The sequence below is a fragment of the Stenotrophomonas sp. STEN083 genome, from assembly GCF_056759195.1.
The window spans coordinates 55054-74504 of the sequence record NZ_JBRRCU010000012.1; the positions used below are offsets into that span (position 1 = coordinate 55054).

The following is a 19451-nucleotide window of genomic DNA, read 5'->3' on the forward strand; positions in this document are numbered from 1 at the left end:
GGCACCTTCCCCCGCAGGCGGGAGAAGGAACAGCGGATAGCAGCAGCCACAGCCACTACGCCGGCAACATCGCCTCTTCCGCTGCCGCCCTCAGCTTCGGCAACAGCCGCAGCATCAAGGCCAGCTGGGTACGCACCAGCCGCGACTTTTCATCGATCTCGTCCGGCATCTGCTCCAGCGCATCGGCCAGTGCTATCTCGTCTTCCTGCGCTTCCGCCGGCTGGCGCCTGCTCAAGGCTTCAGACAATGCAGCCAGGGACTGCTGCAGCTGCCGATGCCCACCGGCAACCAATGCATCCTCGTTGACTGCATCCGCTTGCGCGCGATGTGCGCCCAGCGCCGACAGATAACCGAGCAAGGTGTTGGAGAGCCCAAGAAAACGAAAACCCGCATCCAGATTGCCGCGTGCATAGCCCGGCTCGCGCAGCATGTTGGCCAGGGCCACCGACAGTGCGACGTCGGCGTTGTGCATGTCGCGGCGCGCGATGCGGTAGGGCAGATCGTCGCGCATGCCGCTGCGGTATTGGCCCAGCACTTCATCCAGATAGGCGGTGCTGGTCGCGACCACCTGCGCCATCACCTTGTGCAGGCGCCGGCCTTCCCAGTCGGGCAGGATCAGCAGCGAGGCGATGGCGGCGATGATGCAGCCGATCAAGGTGTCGAGGAACCGCGGCCAGATCAGCACGAAGCCGTTGCCGATCAGGTTGAAGCACAGCAGTGCCATCACCGTGATTGCCGCTGTCGCCAACAGGTAACGGTCGGTACGGGTAAAGAAGAACAGCAGTGCTGCCGCCAGCGCCAACAGCAGTTGCAGGCCGGTGCCGGGGAACAACTGCATCAAGGCCCAGGTCACGCCCAGACCGAGCAGGGTGCCGGCGATGCGTTGCACCAACCGCAAGCGGGTTGCGCCGAAGTTCGGCCGGCAGACGAAGACGATGGTCAGCAGGATCCAGTAGCCATTGTCCGGGTGCACCAGTTTCAGCAACGCGTAACCGGCGATCAGCGCCAAGGCGATGCGCACGCCATGGCGGAACAGCAGTGAGCCCGGGGTCAGTGCCTGGCGCAGGCGCGTGCCCATTTCGCGCAGGGTGTGCGGCGAAGAATCACGCAGGCGCGTATCGATGCCTTCCAGTGGCGTATCCGCCAACGCAGCTTCGGACAGCTGCCGCTCGATACTGGTCAGGTTGGCTGCCAGCAACTGCAGTGAGCCAAGCAGGCGCGTCCACCGTGGATTGCGCTGCTCGCGCAGGTATTGCAACGAGGACTGCAGGTCCTGGCCGGCGACGCGGGCGCGCTCGCCATAGTCGAAGGGCTGGCGCAGGCGGATGGCCTCCCCCAGCGACTGGCAGGCCTTGCCCTGCAGCGATAACAGGCGTCGGCAGCGGTACAGCACGTCGCTGTGGAAGAAGGCGTCGGCCAGCGCTTCATACGGGTAGTGCGAGGAACTGGCGCGTTCGTGGAAATCCTGCGCCATGTAATACAAGCGGAAGTACAGGCCCGACTGCACACCGGGCCGGCCGGAGCGACCAAAGCGGCTGAGGATGGCGGTCTTGGCGATGTTCAGCGCCTGCACCACGCGCACGTTCTGTTCGGCCAGGGCCAGCCGCCGTGCTTCCAGATCGCCCTGCCGCACCGGCTCGAACAGGTCGGCCTTGAGCTGCAGGTACTGGCCGAGTTCATGGAACAGCCGCGCCAGACGTTCGCGTACCGGGCGGTTGGCGAACATCGCCGTCCACAGGATCGACAGCAGCCCGTACCAGCTGGCGCCAACCAACAGCGGGATCACCTCGCGCAGGGCCTGTTGCTGGCTGGCGTTGTGGTGCTGGTCCATCGCGATCATCGCGTAGATCGCCAGCGTCACCGTGGCCTGGCCGATGGAGGCGTAGCGCTCGCCCAGCGCGCCGAGCAGGGTCAGACCGAAGGCAGTCAGCGCCAATGCGCTGATGAAGGGAACGGGGTAGGCGAACAGCGCGATGACCGCCGCCGCAGCAGCGGCAAAGCACAGCAGCGACAACAACACGGATTTTGTGCGGCCCCACCAGTTGTCATCGGTCTCGGCGATGGCGCTGGCGATGATGCCCAGGAACAGGCCGGGGATGGCTTCGATATGGCCGTCATACCAGCCATAGGCGATGGCGGCAGTGAGCGCGATGAACACGCGCAAGCCGTAGCTGGCTTTTTCGTGGGCCCAGAGTTGGCCCAGGTGGCGGTCGAGACGGCGCATGCCGGGAGCGGGTACTCGCTGTGATCAGGCTGTCAGCTTGCGGTGCCGCCGCGATGCAGGCAAGCGCGATCCGTCTGCAAGTGCGTGGGAATCAAGCTGCAGCGTTGGCCGCCCGCATGAAATCGAGGAACACGCGCAGCTTGGGTGCCAACTGCTCGCGCGAGGGGTAATAGAGATGGAAGCCTGCATAGGGCGGTTGCCAGTCATCCAGCAGTCCTTGCACACGACCAGCGTCGATGTCGGTGCGGGCGATGGCTTCGAATATCTGCAGCAGGCCAAGCCCGTCGCGCGCTGCCTGCAAGGCCAGGGTGCTGTCGTTGAGCAGCAGTGGCCCGCTGACGTCGAGGGTGAAGTCGCGGCGATCACGACTGAACTCCCAGGGCATCACCCGGCCATTGCTGTTGCGGTGACGGATGCAGGCATGGCCGATCAGCGCTTCAGGCGTCTGCGGCGTGCCATGCCGCTGCAGATATTCCGGCGCGGCGACCACGGTCCAGCGCATTGGCGGTCCCAGCGGCACCGCGATCATGCCATCGGCCAGCGCCTCGCCCAGGCGGATGCCGGCATCGAAGCCTTCGCCGACCACATCCACCAGCGCTGCCTGCATCGACAGTTCCACTTCTACCTGCGGGTAAGCGGCATGGAAGGCGGGCAGGTGTGGCAGCAACAGGTACTCGATGGCGAAACGCGGCGCGGTGATGCGCAGCTGGCCGGTGGCGACGTCGCGGTTGGCTTCCACTGCATGCAGGGCCTCGCTGATGCGGGCCAACGCTGGCGCGGTGTCCTGCAGCAGGCGGTGGCCGGCCTCGCTCAGGCCAACCCGGCGCGTGGTCCGCTGCAGCAGACGGGTGCCGAGGCGACGTTCCAGGTTGCGGATGGTCTGCGACAAGGCTGACGGTGATACCGCCAGTTCGACAGCTGCCTGGCGGAAGCTGGCATGCCTTGCGACACAGGCGAAGGCTGCCAGGGCTGGCAACAGGCTTGGGTCTACTGTGAAGTCAGGCTTCATGGTCAATGAGGAGTATCCGCCTTTATCGACATAGTGGCGAGGGCCTACAGTTGCCTCCGTCCTTTCCCCCGTTGGAGTTGCCGATGAAAACCCGAGTTCTGGGCCGCAATGGTCCCGTCGTTTCCGCGCTTGGCCTGGGCTGCATGGGCATGAGCGCGTTCTATGGCGGCCGTGGTGATGACGCCGCCTCGATTGCGGTGATCCACCGCGCGCTGGAGTGTGGCGTGACGCTGTTGGATACCGCCGACATGTACGGCCCGCATACCAACGAGGTGCTGGTTGGCAAGGCAATTGCCGACCGTCGTGGGCAGGTGTTCCTGGCGACCAAGTTCGGTGTGCGGCTGGATGCCAATGACCCGCAGGCGCGCGGTGTCGATGGTCGTCCGGAATACGTGCAGGCTGCCTGCGAGGCCAGCCTGCAGCGTCTGGGTGTGGATCATATTGATCTGTACTACCAGCACCGTGTTGATCCGCAGGTGCCGATCGAGGACACCGTGGGTGCGATGTCGCGTTTGGTCGAGCAGGGCAAGGTGCGTTACCTGGGCCTGTCCGAAGCGGCCCCGGAGACGATCCGCCGCGCGCATGCGGTGCATCCGATCACCGCGCTGCAGACCGAGTATTCCTTGTGGTCGCGCGAACCGGAGCAGAACGATGTATTGGCTACCGTGCGTGAGCTGGGCATTGGCTTCGTGCCGTACTCGCCGTTGGGTCGTGGATTCTTGACCGGTGCGATCCGCAGCCCGGCCGATTTCGAGGAAGGCGACTACCGGCGCAATTCGCCGCGCTTCCAGGGCGAGAACTTCGATCGGAACCTGGCCTTGGTGGAGCAGGTCAATGCGATTGCCGCCGACAAGGGTGTGACGCCGGGGCAATTGGCACTGGCCTGGGTGTTGGCGCAGGGCGATGACCTGGTGCCGATTCCCGGGACCAAGCGTTTGCCGTATCTGGAAGAGAACCTGGGTGCGCTGGATGTGGTGCTGGGTGCCGAGGACCTGGCACGGATTGACGCGGTGTTCCCAGTGGATGCGGCGGCGGGGCTGCGTTACCCGGCGGCGAGCATCGGCAGCGTGCATCGGTAGAGCCGAGCTCTGCTTCAAATGTAGAGCCGAGCCATGCTCGGCTGAGGCATTACCGGTAGAGCTCCCTGCCGAGCATGGCTCGGCACTACCGTTTGCGCTCCCTCCCTTGCACGCAGTGCAGGGGAGGGTTGGGGAGGGGTAGCTTTTGTGGCACTACCGGTAGAGCCCCTTGCCGAGCATGGCTCGGCACTACCGTTTGCGCTCCCTCCCTTGCACGCAGTGCAGGGGAGGGTTGGGGAGGGGTAGCTTCTGCAGCGTTACCGGTAGAGCCCCTGCCGAGCATGGCTCGGCACTACCGTTTGCGTCTCGCTTATTGCTGCTCGCGCGCAATCGCGCGCCAGCCGATGTCGTTGCGGTGGAACTCGTTGGCCCAGTGGATCTTGGCTACACCTGCATACGCATGCTTCTGCGCATCACCAACGCTGTCTCCCAGCGCGGCAACACACAACACACGGCCGCCGGCACTGACCACATTGCCGTCAGCATCCAGTGCGGTACCCGCGTGGAACACCTTGGCGCTGGCCGGCACATCGCCCAAGCCGCTGATCACATCACCGGTGATCGGCGATTCCGGGTAAGGCTTGGCAGCCAGCACAACACCCAATGACGGACGCGGGTCCCATTGCGCTTCAACACCTGCCAGCGCGCCATCAATCGCCGCTTCGACCAGATCAACCAGGTCTGACTGCAGGCGCAACATCACCGGCTGGGTTTCCGGGTCGCCGAAACGCACGTTGAACTCGATCACCTTCGGCGCGCCATCTGCATCGATCATCAAACCGGCATACAGGAAGCCGGTGAACGGCACGCCATCGGCAATCATGCCGGCCACGGTCGGTTCAACTACTTCGCGCATCACCCGCGCATGCACGTCCGGGGTCACTACCGGTGCCGGCGAATAAGCGCCCATGCCGCCGGTGTTCGGGCCGGTGTCGCCATCGCCAACGCGCTTGTGGTCCTGGCTGGTGGCCATCGGCAACGCGATGCGGCCATCGACCATCGAGATGAAGCTGGCTTCCTCGCCTTCGAGGAATTCCTCGATCACCACGCGCGCGCCGGCATCGCCGAAGGCATTGCCGCTGAGCATGTCGTGCACGGCGGCTTCGGCTTCCTCCATCGTCATCGCCACGATCACGCCCTTGCCGGCGGCAAGACCATCGGCCTTGATCACGATGGGCGCGCCTTTTTCGTGCAGGTAAGCCAGCGCTGCATCCACTTCCGTATGCACGGCGTAGTACGCGGTAGGAATGCCGTGACGGGCGAGGAAATCCTTGGCGAAGGCCTTGCTGCCTTCCAGCTGTGCGGCAGCGGCGGTCGGGCCGAAGATGCGCAGGCCGGCTTCGCGGAAGCGATCGACAACGCCCAGCACCAGCGGCACTTCCGGACCGACCACGGTCAGGCCCACGGCCTCGTCCTGTGCCAGCTTCAGCAGGCCTTCGATGTCGTTGACCTTGACTGCGACATTGCGGCACTTGCCTTCGGTGGCGCTGCCAGCATTGCCGGGGGCGACGATCACTCCGCTTACGCGCGGCGATTGCGCCAGCTTCCAGGCAAGTGCGTGTTCGCGGCCGCCAGAGCCGATGACGAGGATTTTCATGGGGTCAGTTCCTGTGGGGCATCAATTGGGAAGGCAATGGGAGGCTTTCAGCGTGACTTCGAAGAACGTCGCGCCACTGGCATCCACGAAGCGCCGGCGCACGCTGCCGCCAGCGGCATAGACCGGCTGCAGTGCCGGTTCCTTGCACAGTTCGGTGATCGCTTCGCCCTCGTCACGTCGCAATGCCTCGAACACGTCCGGCTTGGCCTTGGCCATCGCGACGCTGGCGCCGGGAAAGCTCACCACGAACACGATATCGTCGCCATGGCGATGCGCCGAGGCAGTGATCAATCCATCGCGGTAAGGCGCCGGCAGTTGCTTGCCGAGCGTGGCAAGTGCGGTGTGCTGGGCGTCTGTGAGTTTGCTGCTTGCACAGCCAGAAAGCAGGGCGAGGCAAAGTCCGGTGGTGACGGCGAGGAGGGCGCTACGCATCAGTTGCAAGCCTCAAGCTGCATGGAGGGAGGAATCAGATAGCGCGATTGCGCATCGTCATAGGCGATGTCATGGCGCTTGTTCACCGCACCGGCACAGCCCCGACCTTTCTCCTGCACGCGCAGCGGCCAGTAGGCGAGCTGCGCTTGACTGTCATCAGGGACTGCATCGAAGTTCAGGTCCAGGCGCCCGTGCGAGCAGTTGCCGGACGCATTGCAGTCGATCGCATTGCGATCATCCAGATGGCTGCGCAGCCAGCCTGCGCTGGACAGTTTCTTGTCGCCGTTGAACACATACCAGGCGCGATTGCGCATTGCCGCGCCAACCACCACCAGTTCATCGTCGACCTGGAAGCCCCAGGCGTTTGCGCCCATCTGCAGCGTGGTGACGCTGCCCGGCTTGCCGCCGGTGCCGCTGCCCTGGCCGAGCAGTTCGGCGGCGATGCTGACGCCGTCATCGGTGGCGCGGCGCAGGACGACGAAATCGGTGCTGCCCAGTTCAATCGGGCTGGCGTCGTCGTAGGTGGTGCAGATTGCCAGCATGCGGTAGTTGCCGCTCTGCACGCTGATGCTGTGGTCAGCACAGATATCGCGCTGGACCGAGCGGGCCTGGCCCAGATCGGCATCACTCAGTTGCTGTGCCCACTGCCCCTGCAACTGCACAGCGCTGCCATAGCGCTCCTGCAGTACGGCCATCACCCCAGCCTCGTAGCTGAGTTTCGGCTTTGCTGCTGGAGCATCACCCTGTGCGGGCGTGCCCTGCTGGCACGAAGCCAGCAGGGCGACGGCGAGCAGGGAAATCAAACGCGGGGAAACCCTGGTCGCCATGTGCCAGCTCTCGGTAACGGAATCAGTGACGGAAGTGGCGCACGCCGGTGAATACCATGGCGATGCCATGTTCGTCGGCAGCGGCGATTACTTCGTTGTCACGCATCGAACCGCCCGGCTGGATCACCGCGGTGATGCCGGCTTCTGCTGCTGCATCCAGGCCATCGCGGAACGGGAAGAACGCATCCGATGCCATCACCGAGCCCGTTACCACCAGGCCAGCATCGGCCGCCTTGATGCCGGCGATGCGGGCGGAGTAGACGCGGCTCATCTGGCCGGCGCCAACACCGATGGTGCGCTCGTCCTTGGCATAGACAATCGCGTTGGACTTGACGTACTTGGCTACGCGCCAGGCGAACAGCAGGTCGCGCGTTTCAGCGGCGGTCGGTGCGCGCTGGGTGACGGTCTTCAGTTCGTCGGCGCTCATGCCGCGGTTGTCGGCGCTCTGGATCAGCAGGCCCGAACCAATGCGCTTGGTGTCGTAGTTGTTGCGTGCATCACCGGCCGGGATGCGCAGCACGCGCACATTGGCCTTCTTGGTGGCGTAGTCCAGTGCGGCTGGTTCGTAATCCGGTGCGATCAGCACTTCGACAAACTGGCGGTCGAGGATGGCCTTGGCGGTGGCCAGGTCCAGCGTGCGGTTAAAGGCAAGGATGCCGCCGAAGGCGCTGGTCGGGTCGGTGTTGTAGGCCATCTCGTAGGCGGCGCCGACATCGGCAGCGACCGCAACGCCGCACGGGTTGGCGTGCTTGACGATGACGCAGGCCGGCACCTCGAACTGACGCACGCATTCCCATGCGGCATCGGCGTCGGCCAGGTTGTTGTAGCTCAGTTCCTTGCCCTGCAGCTGCACGAAGGTAGCCAGGGTGCCCGGCACCGGATACAGGTCGCGGTAGAACACGCCGCTCTGGTGCGGGTTCTCGCCGTAACGCAGGTCCATGACCTTGATGAAAGAGGAATTCATCTGTGCCGGGTATTCATTGCGCACCGGCACCGAGGCGCTGGTGTCAGTCACGGCCGACAGATAGTTGCTGATCGCCGCGTCGTACTGGGCGACACGGTTGAACGCGGCCACCGACAGTTCGAAACGCTTGGCGGCGGACAGCTTGCCGTCGTTGCTGGCCAGTTCGGCCAACAGTGCGTCGTACTGGTCCGGGCTGGTCGCCACGGCGACGCGGGCGAAGTTCTTGGCCGCGCTGCGCAGCATCGCCGGGCCGCCGATGTCGATGTTCTCCACTGCGTCGGCGAGCGTGCAGTCGGCCTTGGCGGTGACTGATTCGAACGGGTACAGGTTCAGTACCAGCAGGTCGATCGCGGCGATGCCGTGTTCTGCCATCACCGCGTCATCGGTGCCGGCGCGGCCGAGCAGGCCGCCGTGCACCATCGGATGCAGGGTCTTGACCCGGCCGTCCATCATCTCCGGGAAGCCGGTGACATCGGACACGTCCTTGACCGGCAGGCCGGCCTCGCGGATCGCCTTGGCGGTGCCGCCGGTGGACAGCAGCTCGACGTTGCGGGCAGCCAGGGCACGGGCCAGATCGATCAGGCCGGTCTTGTCGGAAACGGACAGCAGAGCCCGGCGTACGGGCAGCAGATCAGAAGACATGGGGAGGCAGGGGGAAGCGGAAGCGGGCCCATATTGTAGCCGCGCGGTCACACAGAAGCAGGGTGTAGTGCCGAGCCATGCTCGGCAGGGGCTTTCCCAGCAATTCAATGTAGTGCCGAGCCATGCTCGGCAAGGGGCCTTCCCAGCAATGTACGACAGCGGGGATTACCCGGTAACGCTTCTGCCGAGCATGGCTCGGCACTACAGACAGCCCGGGGCTTACGCCAGCCCGTATTCCTTCAACTTCTTGCGCAGGGTCGCGCGGTGAATGCCCAGCAATGCCGCCGCGCGGCTCTGGTTGCCTTCGCAGTGGTTCAGCACTTCCACGAACAACGGGATCTCCATCTCGCGCAACACGATCTCGTACACATCGTCGGCGTCGCAGCCGTCCAGATCGCGCAGGTAGCGCCGTACGGACTGGGCAACGTGTTCGCGAAGCGGCGGCTTCGGAGCGCCACGACTGGTGTCAGGACGGGTGGGGGCAGCGTTCAAGGAGAGTTCCCGGGTTCAGCAAGGTCGGGCGCGTTGGCCCGGCATGGGGGAGGGAGTCTAGCGCGTGGGCCGTCGGCCTGCCACGCATTGTCCCGCGTTTACTGAAATTCGAAGCTGAAGGCGACGGTGGCGGCGGCCGGTTCGCGCAGCCGGAACGACACCTGCGCACTCTGCCCAGGCTCCAATCGCGCCAGTGGATCAGCGCCTGGGCCCAGGTATTCGGCCGGCTGCAGGGTACGCCGGCCGATCACCCGACCGTCGGCATCGGACAGCGACAGGCGCAGCGCCGGCCAGGCCTGTGCCCAGCGGGCATCGTTACGGAAGCTGGTCTGCACCTGCAGCGCACCTGCCTGCCCGGGGACCGGACGGATATCGCGGCTGAGCATGCTGAACGCGCTGGGCTCATGCCACGGCGGCAATGAGCAGCGCAGTACGCTGCACAGGCCGCTGACCAATGGGCGGGTACCTGCATCGGCGGCCAGTCTGGCGCGGTCGGCAAGAATGATCTGCAGGCCGAGCAGTAGTGCCAGCGCCAGTACCAGACCCCATTGCCAGCGCGGGGTGTCGGCCGGTGGTGTTGCATGCGTGCGGTTCTGGCGCGCGAAGCTGGGCGCGGCTGCAGCCGGCGACGCGCTGTCTTCCGGCGGTTCTGCGCCCTCGATGCCGGCGCTGTCACTGATGACTGCGGCTGCTGGCATGACGAGTTCGGATTGCGCCGCTTCCAGCTGCCTCGCATCAGCGCGCTCAACCACTGAACCTTCTACTTCTTCCGCACGCTCAGCTTCAGCCTGTGCGACTTCAGGCGCTAGCACTTCGGCGGGATCTGCCTCGGGCAGATCCAGTGCGAGTGTGGCTTGCGTGTCATCGGTCGCCGACGCCGCAGGCGCGCTTTCCGGCGTGCCTGCTTTGGGTGTGCTGTTGGCCGGACCTTGCAGGAAGGTCGCCAAGGAAGGTTGGGTAGGCGTGGTTTCGTCAGTCATGGCTGGGCTGGCTGAGGCACTGGCCCCATTCAAGCACGGCGCACGCCGGTGATGCGCATCCAGTCGCCATCCTGGGTGGCTTCAAGCTGGTCGAACCAAGCCGCATAGCGTTCCAGCAGCTCGTCTTCCTGGCCGTGCAGGATGCCGGACAGGGCAATCTGCCCACCCGCAGCAACGCGTGCAGCCAACAGCTCGGCCAGTGCGTCCAGTGCCGAGGCCAGGATGTTGGCGACCACCACCGGGTAGGTGGCAACCGGTTCGTCTTCCGGCAGGTAGGCGGCGATATGCACGCCATTGCGCTCGCCATTGTCGTGGGTGGCAATCAGCGCCTGCGGATCGTTGTCCACGCCCACGGCGGCCGCTGCGCCCAGCTTCAGCGCGGCCAGGGCGAGGATGCCGGAGCCGCAACCGAAATCGAGCACGGTGTTGCCCGCCAGCTTGCCCTCGGCCGAGAGCTGGTCCAGCCAGCGCAGGCACAGCGCGGTGGTCGGGTGGGTGCCCGAGCCGAACGCCAGGCCCGGATCCAGCCGTACGATGGCGGCATCTGCCGCCTGCGCGGCTTCCGGCAGCTCATGGTTCCACGGCACGATCCAGGTGCGCTGACCGAACTGCATCGGCTGGAACTGGTCCAGCCAAGCGCGTTCCCAGTCTTCGTCCTGCACTGCGCGGAAACTGGCCTTGGTCCACTCCAGGCCCGGGTCGAAGGACTCCAGCGCGGCCAGCAGCGCCAGCGCATTGGTATCGGCCGGGAACAGTGCGGTCAGGGTCAGCTCGTTCCACAGCGGGGTTTCGCCCACGCCCGGCTCCAGAATCGCGCGCTCGTTGCTGGTGTCAGCGTCGGCATCGAGCATGGTCACCGCCAATGCGCCGACGTCATCGAGGGCGTTCTCGTAACGGGGCTGGGTGGCTTCGGTGCAGCGCAGGGTCAATTCGAGGAAGGGCATGGCAGCGTACGGCAACGGCGGGACAGGGCACGCATCCTAGACGAGGCTGGCCCCAATTGCGCGTTCAGCTGGCTGGTTCAGCCGCCGCGTCGACAAGTTGTTGATAGAATTAACGCCCTCTAACTGGGTAACAGGCACTCGCCTTTCCATGCTCGCGTTGCTAGCCAGAAAACCCTGGTATCTATTGGTGCTGCCTGCGGCAGTGCTGATGGTTGCGTTGGGTGTTCGTAGTGGCAACCTCCTGCATGGGGACACGGCGGAAGTTGCTGCAGCCAGTGGCGCCAGTCCCGCCGAAGTGGGCGCGCAGACCTTGAGTGCCGCTACCGCAGCGCCTGAGCAGTCCACCGCTGTGGCGGTGGGTTTGCCGCTGGACCTGCGCGCCGCCTTTGAAAACGGCAGTGATCTGTTTGCCTATGCCCGGCAGCTGCAGGCTGCTGCGAACGCGGGTAATGCCGAAGCCGGCTGGATGGCCAGCCGCATCTACGATTACTGCGGCGTGTTCGCGATGGACCCCTCGGGCTACGCGCTGGACAGTGCCGCATTGCAGCGCATGGATCTGGATGCCATTTCCGCGATGCTGGCCGCACGTGGCAAGGTGCGCCAGAGCTGCGCGGGTTTTACCGCTGCCGATGGACTGGGCCGCGCGCGCCTGCTGCAAGAGCGCTTGGCTTCGGCCAAGGCAGGCAATCTGGCAGCCGAGGCAGCCTTGTTGTCGATGGGTGAACCCCTGAACGAGACCCCCGAGTACCGGCGTGAGCTGGTAGAGCGGGTGCAGTCCTCGCAGGACCCGGAAGCCTTCCTGGCAATTTCCGGTGCGATGGGTACCTCGGCCGCTGGTGATGATGCTTACAGGGGCATGGTTGCAGGTAGTCAGTTCAGTCAGTTGGCCTGGCAGGTTGCTGCCTGCCAGCTTGGTTTGGCATGCGGCCCCGGCAGCGCGCTGTTGACGGCCTATTGCGCCAATGGCGGGATTTGTTCGCGTGATCCGCAGCAGGATTTTCAGTCATTCGTGTACGACGCTGCAGTACCGCGGCAGGGTGTGGAAAAGATGGACGAGATGGTCAACAGCTTGCGCAAAGCGCGACGAGGTGTGAAATGAATTACCGACGTTTCATGCACGGGGCGAAGTTCTGGATCTGGGTGGTGTTGTTTGTGGCCTATTCGGCTGGCGCGGTCGGCGTGGTGCTGATCGATACTTACGAAGACCGCTACCGATCGCTGTCCAAGATCAAGCTGACCAGCGTCAAATCCGATGCAGATCTGCGTCGCGCTGGCGCCACACAGGCAGCAGCGGTGTACCGCGCGCAGAGCGGCATGCCGTTCAATACCTTGCAGCCGGGCAGCAGCTTCCAGATCGTATGGCCAGATGGTTCGGTGGAGACGGTGACGGTGGTTGATCCGTCTTCACCGCTGGGCACCGAGCCGCTCAAGGGCAGCGTGGTGGACGCCGAGTAAGCCGGCGTTTCCATCAGGCAAAAAAAAGGGCGGGGATTCCCGCCTTTTTTGTGCGCATTTGCTTCTGTAGTGCCGCCCCAAGCACGGGCCAGCGAGCCCCACAACCCGTTACGGGAGACGGGGTGGTGTGAGGGGTGGGGGATTAACGGTAAAGCCTCTGCCGAGCATGGCTCGGCACTACCGGTGCTGCCGCCGATCAGGTCAACGCGATCGAACGGGTCTTGCGCTCGGCAAGGCGCTTTTCCAGGTAATGGATGTTCTGCCCACCGGCCTGGAAGCCCTGGTCGCGCATGATGCGCTGCTGCAACGCGACGTTGGTCTTGATGCCGTCCACCACCATCTCGCTCAGCGCCACCCGCATGCGGGCAATGGCGGTTTCGCGGTCCGGGCCGTGCACGATCAGCTTGCCGATCATCGAGTCATAGTTCGGCGGCACCTTGTAGCCAGCGTAGATGTGCGTATCAACGCGCACACCCGGGCCGCCCGGCGGATAGAAACCGGTGATCAGGCCGGGGCTGGGAATGAAGGTTTCCGCGTCCTCGGCGTTGATGCGGCATTCAATCGCGTGGCCGTGCAGCACCACGTCGCTCTGCTTGATGGTCAGCTTCTGGCCGGAGGCAATGCGCAGCTGTTCGGCAACCAGGTCGATACCGGTCACCATCTCGGTCACCGGATGCTCCACCTGCACGCGGGTGTTCATTTCGATGAAGTAGAACTTGCCGTCTTCGAACAGGAACTCGAAGGTGCCAGCGCCGCGGTAGCCGATGCGGATGCAGGCTTCCACGCAGACCTTGCCGATCTGCTCGCGCAGTTCGGAGGTGATGCCGGGTGCCGGCGCTTCTTCCACCACCTTCTGGTGGCGACGCTGCATCGAGCAGTCGCGCTCACCCAGGTGGATGGCGTTGCCCTGGCCGTCGGCCAGCACCTGGATTTCCACGTGACGCGGATTTTCCAGGTACTTCTCCATGTAGACCTCACCATTGCCGAACGCCGCCTTGGCTTCGGACTTGGTGGTCTCGATGGAGGCCTTCAACGCGCCTTCGGCATGCACAACGCGCATGCCGCGGCCGCCACCGCCACCGGAGGCCTTGATGATGACCGGGTAACCGATCTCACGGGCGATCTTGGTGTTGGTGACGATGTCTTCGCCCAGCGGGCCGCCCGAACCGGGCACGCACGGCACGCCGGCGGCCTTCATCGCGCGGATGGCTTCCACCTTGTCGCCCATCAGGCGGATGGTTTCCGCACGCGGGCCGATGAAGATGAAACCGGACTGCTCCACGCGCTCGGCGAAGTCGGCGTTCTCGGACAGGAAGCCGTAACCCGGGTGGATGGCCTGGGCGTCGGTGACCTCGGCCGCGGCGATCAGTGCCGGGATGTTGAGGTAGCTTTCCGACGAAGGTGCCGGGCCAATGCAGACCGACTCGTCGGCCATGGCCACGTGCTTGAGATTGCGGTCAACGGTGGAATGCACCGCGACCGTGCGGATGCCGAGGCTGTGGCACGCGCGCAGGATGCGCAGCGCGATTTCACCCCGGTTGGCGATGACGACTTTATCCAGCATGGCCGGCGCCTCAGGCAATCACGAACAGCGGCTGGTCGAATTCAACCGGGCTGCCGTTCTCGCCGAGGATGGCCACCACGGTGCCGGACACTTCGGCCTCGATCGGGTTGAACATCTTCATCGCTTCGATGATGGCCAGGGTTTCACCGGCCTTGACGGTCTGGCCAACGCTGACGAAGGCCGGCTTGTCCGGCGAGGACGAGGAATAGAAGGTGCCGACCATCGGCGCGCGCTGCACGTGGCCTTCCGGCAGGGCGTTGCCCGGCTTGGCGGTGCCGCCGGTGGAAGCTTCGGTCGGGCCGCTCATCGGCATGGCCGGAGCAGCGGCAGCAGCCGGAGCTGCGGCATACACCGGTGCCGGCGCAGCGACGTAGCCGCCAACCGGGTTGCGCGACAGGCGTACGGATTCTTCGCCTTCCTTGATCTCGATTTCAGCCAGGTTCGACTCTTCCAGCAGGTCGATGAGCTTCTTGATTTTGCGCAGATCCATGAGGGCCTCTTTGGTTGCAGTAAGTCAGTAAGGAGTGGGCGCGGTGCGCCCGGGTCAAAGTTCGTAGAAATCGCGCAGCTGCCGGGTACGGTCCTGCGCATGGGTGGTGAGACAGTGCATCTTCGCGCCGTTGCGCGAGGTGCCATCAGCGTGGAACGCGTAGACCGCGTCGCAATCCTTGTCGCGCAGCTGGATCCAGGCGCGCTGTGCCTCGATCAACTGCTGTTCGGCGGCGCCGCAATGCGTGCAGCTGCCGTCGGCGGCCTGCTGCTGCAGTTGGCGGCGGGCCAGCTTGTACGTGGTGTTCAAGACCGCATCGGCCTCGGCGGCGCGATCGGAGGCGCACAGGTCGCTCTCCATCGTGCTGGTGACGTTCGCGCAGTCGATGCCTTCGGCGGCGCGATCCAGGTGCTGCGCATGCGCAGCCGCCAGCGGCAGGCAAACCACGGCCATACCCGTCAGCAACCGCGGCAGCGTGTTCACGCAGCCGCTCCCACGCGCGCCAGTGCGGCGTCCATCGCATAGCGATAGCTGTCGGCGCCGAAGCCGCAAATCACGCCCACCGCCTTGTCGCTGAGATAGCTGTGCTGGCGGAACGGCTCGCGCGCATGCGGGTTGGACAGATGGATCTCGATGAACGGAATCGCCACCCCGGCCAGCGCATCGCGCAGGGCCACCGAGGTATGGGTGAAGGCGGCGGGGTTGATCAGGATGAAAGCGGTTCCATCGGCGCGCGCAGCCTGTACCCGGTCCACCAGCACATGCTCGGCGTTGGACTGCAGGTGTTCGCTCTGGTGCCCCTGTGCTTGTGCCTGTGCAGCGAGCGCAGCGTCGATCTGGGCCAGCGTAGTGTGGCCGTAGACGTCGGGCTCGCGGGTGCCCAGCAGGTTGAGGTTGGGGCCGTGAAGGACCAGCAGTTTTGCCATGTGCCAAGGGTCGGCGGGGAAGGGCGGCAGTGTGAGGGAAGCGGGGAATACTGTCCAGTTCGACGAAATTAGCAGTGTTTTAATCGTTTGTTTGAAATTTGGAGCTTTGCTGGGACCGCCTGCGGTGCGGTGCTTCAGCGCCCTCTTGGTAAGCCTTGGGGGCAGTTGCAGCAGCCTGGCCAAGAGTGGCGCACCTGTGCGATGCGCGGCACTTGCGAGGAAATGAGCGAAGTTGGGCCTTCCCCAATACCCGCGACGACAAGAGCCCCTCTCCCGCCCGCGGGGTGAGAAGGGCTGCTTGCGAACCAAAGGTTCGCAGCCATTCGAACGACCTTGCGTCAGCGCAAGGGCTGGGGCGCGGAGCGGGGGTTGGGGTGAGGGCAGACCGAAGCAGCAATCGTTGATCTGCGGATAAACCAGCCGCGCCAGGCTTTAGGCGATGAAGCCAAAGCCAAAGCTCCCCTCATCCGCCCTCCGGGCACCTTCTCCCGCCAGCGGGAGAAGGGAATGCAGTTTCCCCTGCCATCTGTGTCGTTCCTTGCATGCCGACACAGTCCCCTCAGTAATCGCCGGTTAATAGACGACCGGTCTATTCGGCGTAAGCTCCACCCCATGAACCTCTCCCCAAAAGCCCAAGCCACCCGCCAGCACGTCCTGGACACCGGTTATCGGCTGGTCCTGCAGAAGGGCTTTGCTGCCCTCGGCCTGCAGGAAATCCTCAAGGCCTGCGCCGTCCCCAAGGGCTCGTTCTATCACTACTTCGCGTCAAAGGAAGTGTTCGGCTGCGAGCTGTTGCAACAGTACGTAGACGGCTACGGGTGCAAGCTCGAACAGCTGCTGGCCGAACCCGGCACCGGTCGCGAACGGCTGATGCGCTACTGGGACGCCTGGGCGCGTGACCCGGCCGATCCGGCGCAGGGTTGGGCCGAGGAATGCCTGGTGGTGAAGCTGGCCGCCGAGGTGTCCGACCTTTCCGAGGATATGCGCCGCGTGCTCGACCAAGGCGTGCAGCGTTTGCTGCAACGCATTGCCGCCCTGGTCGAAGAAGGCCGCGCTGACGGCTCGCTGCCGAACGGCAAGCCCGCACTGGATGTCGCCCGCGTGCTGTACCAGATGTGGTTGGGCGCGGCCCTGCTGTCCAAGCTCAGCCAGGACCGCCTGCCGCTGCTACAGGCCCGCGAAGCCACCGAACACCTGCTGTTGTGCGGCAACACCGTCGCACTTTCCACCCCCACCAATTGAAGGCACTGCCATGAATGTTCTGTTCGTACTGACCTCGCACGACCAGCTCGGCGACACCGGGCACAAGACCGGCTTCTGGCTGGAGGAATTCGCCGCCCCGTACTACGTGTTCAAGGATGCCGGCGCCACCATCACCCTCGCATCGCCGGCCGGCGGCCAACCGCCGCTGGACCCGCGCAGCGATGAGCCCGATGCACAGACTCCGGCCACCGACCGTTTCCGCAGCGACCGTGACGCCCAGCAGCAGTTGGCCACCACGCTGCCGCTGAAGCAGATCGACGCCAGCAAGTTCGACGCGGTGTTTTACCCCGGCGGCCATGGTCCGCTGTGGGATCTGGCCCGCGATGCCGACTCGATTGCCCTGATCGAAACCTTTGATCGCGCCAACAAACCGCTCGGCCTGGTCTGCCATGCACCCGGCGCGCTGATCGCTGCGCGCGCTGCCGACGGCAAGCCGCTGGTTGCCGGCCGCAAGGTCACCGGTTTTTCCAACAGCGAAGAAGACGCCATCGGCCTGAGCGCGGTGGTGCCCTTCCTGATCGAGGACGAGTTCACCCGCCTCGGCGGCAACTACAGCAAGGGCCCGGATTGGGCGCCTTACGTGCTCAACGACGGTCACCTCGTCACCGGCCAGAACCCGGCCAGCTCCGAAGCCGTGGCCAAAGCCCTGCTTGCACAACTGGCCTGAGCCCCGTAGCCCGGGTAAGCGAAGCGCACCCGGGAAACACGTAATCAACAACTCTCCCGAATTTGCATTCCACCGACGTAATCCACGCACCCAGCAAGGAATCGGCAATGAAGATCTTCTACAAAACCCGCGCCACCGCCACCGGTGGCCGCGCCGGCCGCACCGCACTGGACGACGGCAGCCTCGCCCTGGATCTGGCACTGCCCGGCTCCAACAAGGCCGGCGCCAACCCCGAGCAGCTGTTCGCCCTCGGCTACGCCGCCTGCTTCGACAACGCCTTGCCGGTCGCCGCCAAGCAGCTGCAGCTGCAGCCCGCCGACACCGCCACCTCGGTGGAAGTGGGCATCGGCCAGACCGCCGAAGGCGGCTACGCACTGGACATCGACCTGCACGTTGAAGTGAAGGGCCTGGAACAAGCCGACGCCCGGCGCCTGGTCGAAGCTGCACACAAGATCTGCCCGTACTCGAACGCCACGCGCGGCAATGTGGATGTGCGGCTGCATGTGACTGCGGCCTGATTCGAGATCAAAAGCCAAGTCAAAACCGGGGTGGGCGTGGGGGGTTGGGGGCGCAACACCCCGCGGGCGCCCGGGGTTGGGCCGCGGCCCCCCAAGGTCACACGGCCGCCCCGCCCGCCCCGCCGCCCCCCCCCCACCCCCTCACCCCACCAAAACCCCACACCACCCCCCGGGCGCCCGGGGGTCCCCCCCCCCCCCCCCCCCCCCCCCCCCCGGGTTTGCACCCCCGGCCCCCGATAGCAACAGGAGACACCCATGCGCAGCGCCATCCACACCACCTTCGGTGAACCGGCCGACGTATTGGCCTTGGGCGACAGCCCCATCCCGCAGCCCGGCCCCGGCGAAGTACGGATCAAGACCCTGCTCGCACCCATCCATAACCACGACCTGTGGACCGTGCGCGGCAAGTACGGCTACAAGCCCGCCTTGCCCGCCATCGGCGGCAGCGAAGCAGTAGGCATCGTTGAGGCACTGGGCGAGGGCGTCGAAGGCATCACCATCGGCCAGCGCGTCATGGCCGCCTCGGTACACGGCACCTGGGCCGAATACTTCATCGCGCCCGCGCGCATGGTCATCCCGGTACCGGACGGCATCGCCGATGAAGCCGCAGCACAGCTGATCGCCATGCCGCTGAGCGCACTGATGCTGCTGGAGTTCCTGCAGGCCGAGCCCGGCCAATGGATCGTGCAGAACACCGCCAACGGTGCGGTCGGCAAGACCCTGGCCATGCTCGCCGCCGCACGCGGCGTACACGTGCTCGGGCTCGTGCGTCGCGATGCCGGCGTCGATGAACTGCAGGCACTGGGCATCGACAACGTGTTGTCGACAACGCAGCCAGATTGGAAGACACGCGCTCAAGCATTGCTCGGCGACACGCTTGCACACGCGGCAGTCGATTCCATCGGCGGCCAGGCCAGCGCGGATCTGGTGTCACTGCTCGGCGACAACGGCACGTTGGTTTCGTTCGGTACCATGGCCGGCGAAGCGATGCAGATTCCCTCTGGCGACCTGATCTTCAAACAGGCCACGGTGAAGGGCTTCTGGGGCAGCAAAGTCAGCCAGCAGATGTCGGTGGAGAACAAGCGTCGTTTGGTGGGAGAGCTGTTGCAGCGTGTTCTGAGTGGTGAGTTGGAATTGCCGGTGCAGGCGGTCTACGGGCTGGCTGATGTTGCGGAGGCGGTGACGGCGAGCTTGTTGCCGGGGCGCAAGGGCAAGGTGCTGTTGCGGCCTTGATGGTTGGTCAAAACCGGCAAAACCGGGGTCAGAGTTGGGGTTTGTGGCGGGACCCCCCCCGGAGCCCCGGGTTTGCGGGGTTTTCGGGGTTTTCCCCGCGGAACCGCGGCACCCCCCCACCCCGAACAACCCCCCCCCGCTAATA

At 65.1% G+C, this 19451-nt stretch carries 20 protein-coding genes; 7 read left to right on the plus strand and 13 right to left on the minus strand.

Going from position 1 to position 19451, the window contains the following annotated elements:
* Positions 1–55: 55 nt before the first annotated feature.
* Together yccS and ACVOK8_RS06105 are read right to left on the minus strand one after the other, a co-directional pair.
* On the minus strand, positions 56–2224 hold the full coding sequence (gene yccS, locus ACVOK8_RS06100) for a YccS family putative transporter (protein WP_481566044.1): 2169 nt from the start codon (positions 2222–2224) through the stop codon (positions 56–58).
* A 91-nt stretch (positions 2225–2315) separates the two neighbouring features.
* Positions 2316–3233 (minus strand): LysR family transcriptional regulator, encoded by a 918-nt coding sequence (locus ACVOK8_RS06105; protein ID WP_481566061.1) that lies wholly within the window; start codon positions 3231–3233, stop codon positions 2316–2318.
* A gap of 83 nt (positions 3234–3316) precedes the next feature.
* Between ACVOK8_RS06105 and ACVOK8_RS06110 the strand changes: the two genes are divergently transcribed.
* Positions 3317–4312, plus strand: coding sequence for an aldo/keto reductase (locus ACVOK8_RS06110; protein ID WP_481566045.1), 996 nt, complete (start codon positions 3317–3319; stop codon positions 4310–4312).
* A 310-nt stretch (positions 4313–4622) separates the two neighbouring features.
* Here ACVOK8_RS06110 and purD read toward each other — a convergent pair whose 3' ends face one another.
* From purD to prmA, 7 genes are all read right to left on the minus strand, one after another.
* Complete coding sequence (gene purD / locus ACVOK8_RS06115; protein WP_481566046.1) at positions 4623–5909, minus strand: phosphoribosylamine--glycine ligase; 1287 nt, start codon at positions 5907–5909, stop codon at positions 4623–4625.
* Positions 5910–5930: 21 nt separating this feature from the next.
* Positions 5931–6341: a hypothetical protein gene (locus tag ACVOK8_RS06120; protein WP_481566047.1), complete on the minus strand. Its 411-nt coding sequence runs from the start codon at positions 6339–6341 to the stop codon at positions 5931–5933.
* Positions 6341–7168, minus strand: coding sequence for a hypothetical protein (locus ACVOK8_RS06125; RefSeq protein WP_481566048.1), 828 nt, complete (start codon positions 7166–7168; stop codon positions 6341–6343). Before ACVOK8_RS06125 ends, ACVOK8_RS06120 begins: the two co-directional genes overlap by 1 nt.
* 22 nt (positions 7169–7190) lie before the next feature.
* Positions 7191–8774 carry a bifunctional phosphoribosylaminoimidazolecarboxamide formyltransferase/IMP cyclohydrolase gene (gene purH / locus ACVOK8_RS06130; RefSeq protein WP_481566049.1) on the minus strand — a complete coding sequence of 528 codons (1584 nt, stop codon included), beginning with the start codon at positions 8772–8774 and terminating at the stop codon, positions 7191–7193.
* 219 nt (positions 8775–8993) lie between these two features.
* Positions 8994–9266, minus strand: a complete 273-nt coding sequence (gene fis, locus ACVOK8_RS06135; protein WP_057626401.1) for a DNA-binding transcriptional regulator Fis — start codon at positions 9264–9266, stop codon at positions 8994–8996.
* Between the two features lie 98 nt (positions 9267–9364).
* Entirely contained in the window at positions 9365–10246 is an 882-nt protein-coding gene (locus ACVOK8_RS06140; RefSeq protein WP_481566050.1) for a DUF3426 domain-containing protein, read from the minus strand.
* A 29-nt stretch (positions 10247–10275) separates the two neighbouring features.
* Positions 10276–11190, minus strand: coding sequence for a 50S ribosomal protein L11 methyltransferase (gene prmA / locus ACVOK8_RS06145; RefSeq protein ID WP_481566051.1), 915 nt, complete (start codon positions 11188–11190; stop codon positions 10276–10278).
* 148 nt (positions 11191–11338) lie between these two features.
* Here prmA and ACVOK8_RS06150 point away from each other — a divergent pair, with 148 nt between their 5' ends.
* Positions 11339–12289, plus strand: coding sequence for a hypothetical protein (locus tag ACVOK8_RS06150; protein WP_481566052.1), 951 nt, complete (start codon positions 11339–11341; stop codon positions 12287–12289).
* Positions 12286–12645 carry a hypothetical protein gene (locus ACVOK8_RS06155; RefSeq protein ID WP_481537795.1) on the plus strand — a complete coding sequence of 120 codons (360 nt, stop codon included), beginning with the start codon at positions 12286–12288 and terminating at the stop codon, positions 12643–12645. Before ACVOK8_RS06150 ends, ACVOK8_RS06155 begins: the two co-directional genes overlap by 4 nt.
* Positions 12646–12841: 196 nt before the next feature.
* Here ACVOK8_RS06155 and accC read toward each other — a convergent pair whose 3' ends face one another.
* From accC to aroQ, 4 genes are read right to left on the minus strand one after another with little or no spacing between them, the layout of a single operon-like run.
* Positions 12842–14209 carry an acetyl-CoA carboxylase biotin carboxylase subunit gene (accC, locus tag ACVOK8_RS06160; protein ID WP_481566053.1) on the minus strand — a complete coding sequence of 456 codons (1368 nt, stop codon included), beginning with the start codon at positions 14207–14209 and terminating at the stop codon, positions 12842–12844.
* Between the two features lie 10 nt (positions 14210–14219).
* Positions 14220–14699: an acetyl-CoA carboxylase biotin carboxyl carrier protein gene (accB, locus tag ACVOK8_RS06165; RefSeq protein ID WP_481566054.1), complete on the minus strand. Its 480-nt coding sequence runs from the start codon at positions 14697–14699 to the stop codon at positions 14220–14222.
* 54 nt (positions 14700–14753) lie between these two features.
* Complete coding sequence (locus ACVOK8_RS06170) at positions 14754–15182, minus strand: lysozyme inhibitor LprI family protein (protein ID WP_481566055.1); 429 nt, start codon at positions 15180–15182, stop codon at positions 14754–14756.
* The gene (aroQ, locus tag ACVOK8_RS06175) at positions 15179–15625 is read right to left on the minus strand and encodes a type II 3-dehydroquinate dehydratase (protein ID WP_293707546.1); all 447 of its coding nucleotides are present in this window, start codon (positions 15623–15625) and stop codon (positions 15179–15181) included. The genes ACVOK8_RS06170 and aroQ overlap by 4 nt, the downstream gene beginning before the upstream one ends.
* A 612-nt stretch (positions 15626–16237) precedes the next feature.
* Between aroQ and ACVOK8_RS06180 the strand changes: the two genes are divergently transcribed.
* From ACVOK8_RS06180 to ACVOK8_RS06195, 4 genes are all read left to right on the plus strand, one after another.
* A complete protein-coding gene (locus ACVOK8_RS06180; RefSeq protein ID WP_481566056.1) occupies positions 16238–16867 on the plus strand; it encodes a TetR/AcrR family transcriptional regulator in 630 nt (209 codons plus the stop codon).
* A gap of 10 nt (positions 16868–16877) precedes the next feature.
* The gene (locus ACVOK8_RS06185; RefSeq protein WP_481566057.1) at positions 16878–17555 is read left to right on the plus strand and encodes a type 1 glutamine amidotransferase domain-containing protein; all 678 of its coding nucleotides are present in this window, start codon (positions 16878–16880) and stop codon (positions 17553–17555) included.
* Positions 17556–17662: 107 nt separating this feature from the next.
* Entirely contained in the window at positions 17663–18073 is a 411-nt protein-coding gene (locus tag ACVOK8_RS06190) for an organic hydroperoxide resistance protein (protein WP_481566058.1), read from the plus strand.
* Between the two features lie 255 nt (positions 18074–18328).
* Positions 18329–19306 (plus strand): zinc-binding dehydrogenase, encoded by a 978-nt coding sequence (locus ACVOK8_RS06195; RefSeq protein ID WP_481566059.1) that lies wholly within the window; start codon positions 18329–18331, stop codon positions 19304–19306.
* Positions 19307–19451: the final 145 nt, after the last annotated feature.

What these genes read in the sequence shown, in the direction of transcription:
- yccS (WP_481566044.1), bottom strand. Translation starts at nt 2,224, where the DNA reads ATGCGCCGTCTCGACCGCCACCTGGGCCAACTCTGGGCCCACGAAAAA.
- ACVOK8_RS06105 (WP_481566061.1), bottom strand. Translation starts at nt 3,233, where the DNA reads ATGAAGCCTGACTTCACAGTAGACCCAAGCCTGTTGCCAGCCCTGGCA.
- ACVOK8_RS06110 (WP_481566045.1), top strand. Translation starts at nt 3,317, where the DNA reads ATGAAAACCCGAGTTCTGGGCCGCAATGGTCCCGTCGTTTCCGCGCTT.
- purD (WP_481566046.1), bottom strand. Translation starts at nt 5,909, where the DNA reads ATGAAAATCCTCGTCATCGGCTCTGGCGGCCGCGAACACGCACTTGCC.
- ACVOK8_RS06120 (WP_481566047.1), bottom strand. Translation starts at nt 6,341, where the DNA reads ATGCGTAGCGCCCTCCTCGCCGTCACCACCGGACTTTGCCTCGCCCTG.
- ACVOK8_RS06125 (WP_481566048.1), bottom strand. Translation starts at nt 7,168, where the DNA reads ATGGCGACCAGGGTTTCCCCGCGTTTGATTTCCCTGCTCGCCGTCGCC.
- purH (WP_481566049.1), bottom strand. Translation starts at nt 8,774, where the DNA reads ATGTCTTCTGATCTGCTGCCCGTACGCCGGGCTCTGCTGTCCGTTTCC.
- ACVOK8_RS06140 (WP_481566050.1), bottom strand. Translation starts at nt 10,246, where the DNA reads ATGACTGACGAAACCACGCCTACCCAACCTTCCTTGGCGACCTTCCTG.
- prmA (WP_481566051.1), bottom strand. Translation starts at nt 11,190, where the DNA reads ATGCCCTTCCTCGAATTGACCCTGCGCTGCACCGAAGCCACCCAGCCC.
- ACVOK8_RS06150 (WP_481566052.1), top strand. Translation starts at nt 11,339, where the DNA reads ATGCTCGCGTTGCTAGCCAGAAAACCCTGGTATCTATTGGTGCTGCCT.
- ACVOK8_RS06155 (WP_481537795.1), top strand. Translation starts at nt 12,286, where the DNA reads ATGAATTACCGACGTTTCATGCACGGGGCGAAGTTCTGGATCTGGGTG.
- accC (WP_481566053.1), bottom strand. Translation starts at nt 14,209, where the DNA reads ATGCTGGATAAAGTCGTCATCGCCAACCGGGGTGAAATCGCGCTGCGC.
- accB (WP_481566054.1), bottom strand. Translation starts at nt 14,699, where the DNA reads ATGGATCTGCGCAAAATCAAGAAGCTCATCGACCTGCTGGAAGAGTCG.
- aroQ (WP_293707546.1), bottom strand. Translation starts at nt 15,625, where the DNA reads ATGGCAAAACTGCTGGTCCTTCACGGCCCCAACCTCAACCTGCTGGGC.
- ACVOK8_RS06180 (WP_481566056.1), top strand. Translation starts at nt 16,238, where the DNA reads ATGAACCTCTCCCCAAAAGCCCAAGCCACCCGCCAGCACGTCCTGGAC.
- ACVOK8_RS06185 (WP_481566057.1), top strand. Translation starts at nt 16,878, where the DNA reads ATGAATGTTCTGTTCGTACTGACCTCGCACGACCAGCTCGGCGACACC.
- ACVOK8_RS06190 (WP_481566058.1), top strand. Translation starts at nt 17,663, where the DNA reads ATGAAGATCTTCTACAAAACCCGCGCCACCGCCACCGGTGGCCGCGCC.
- ACVOK8_RS06195 (WP_481566059.1), top strand. Translation starts at nt 18,329, where the DNA reads ATGCGCAGCGCCATCCACACCACCTTCGGTGAACCGGCCGACGTATTG.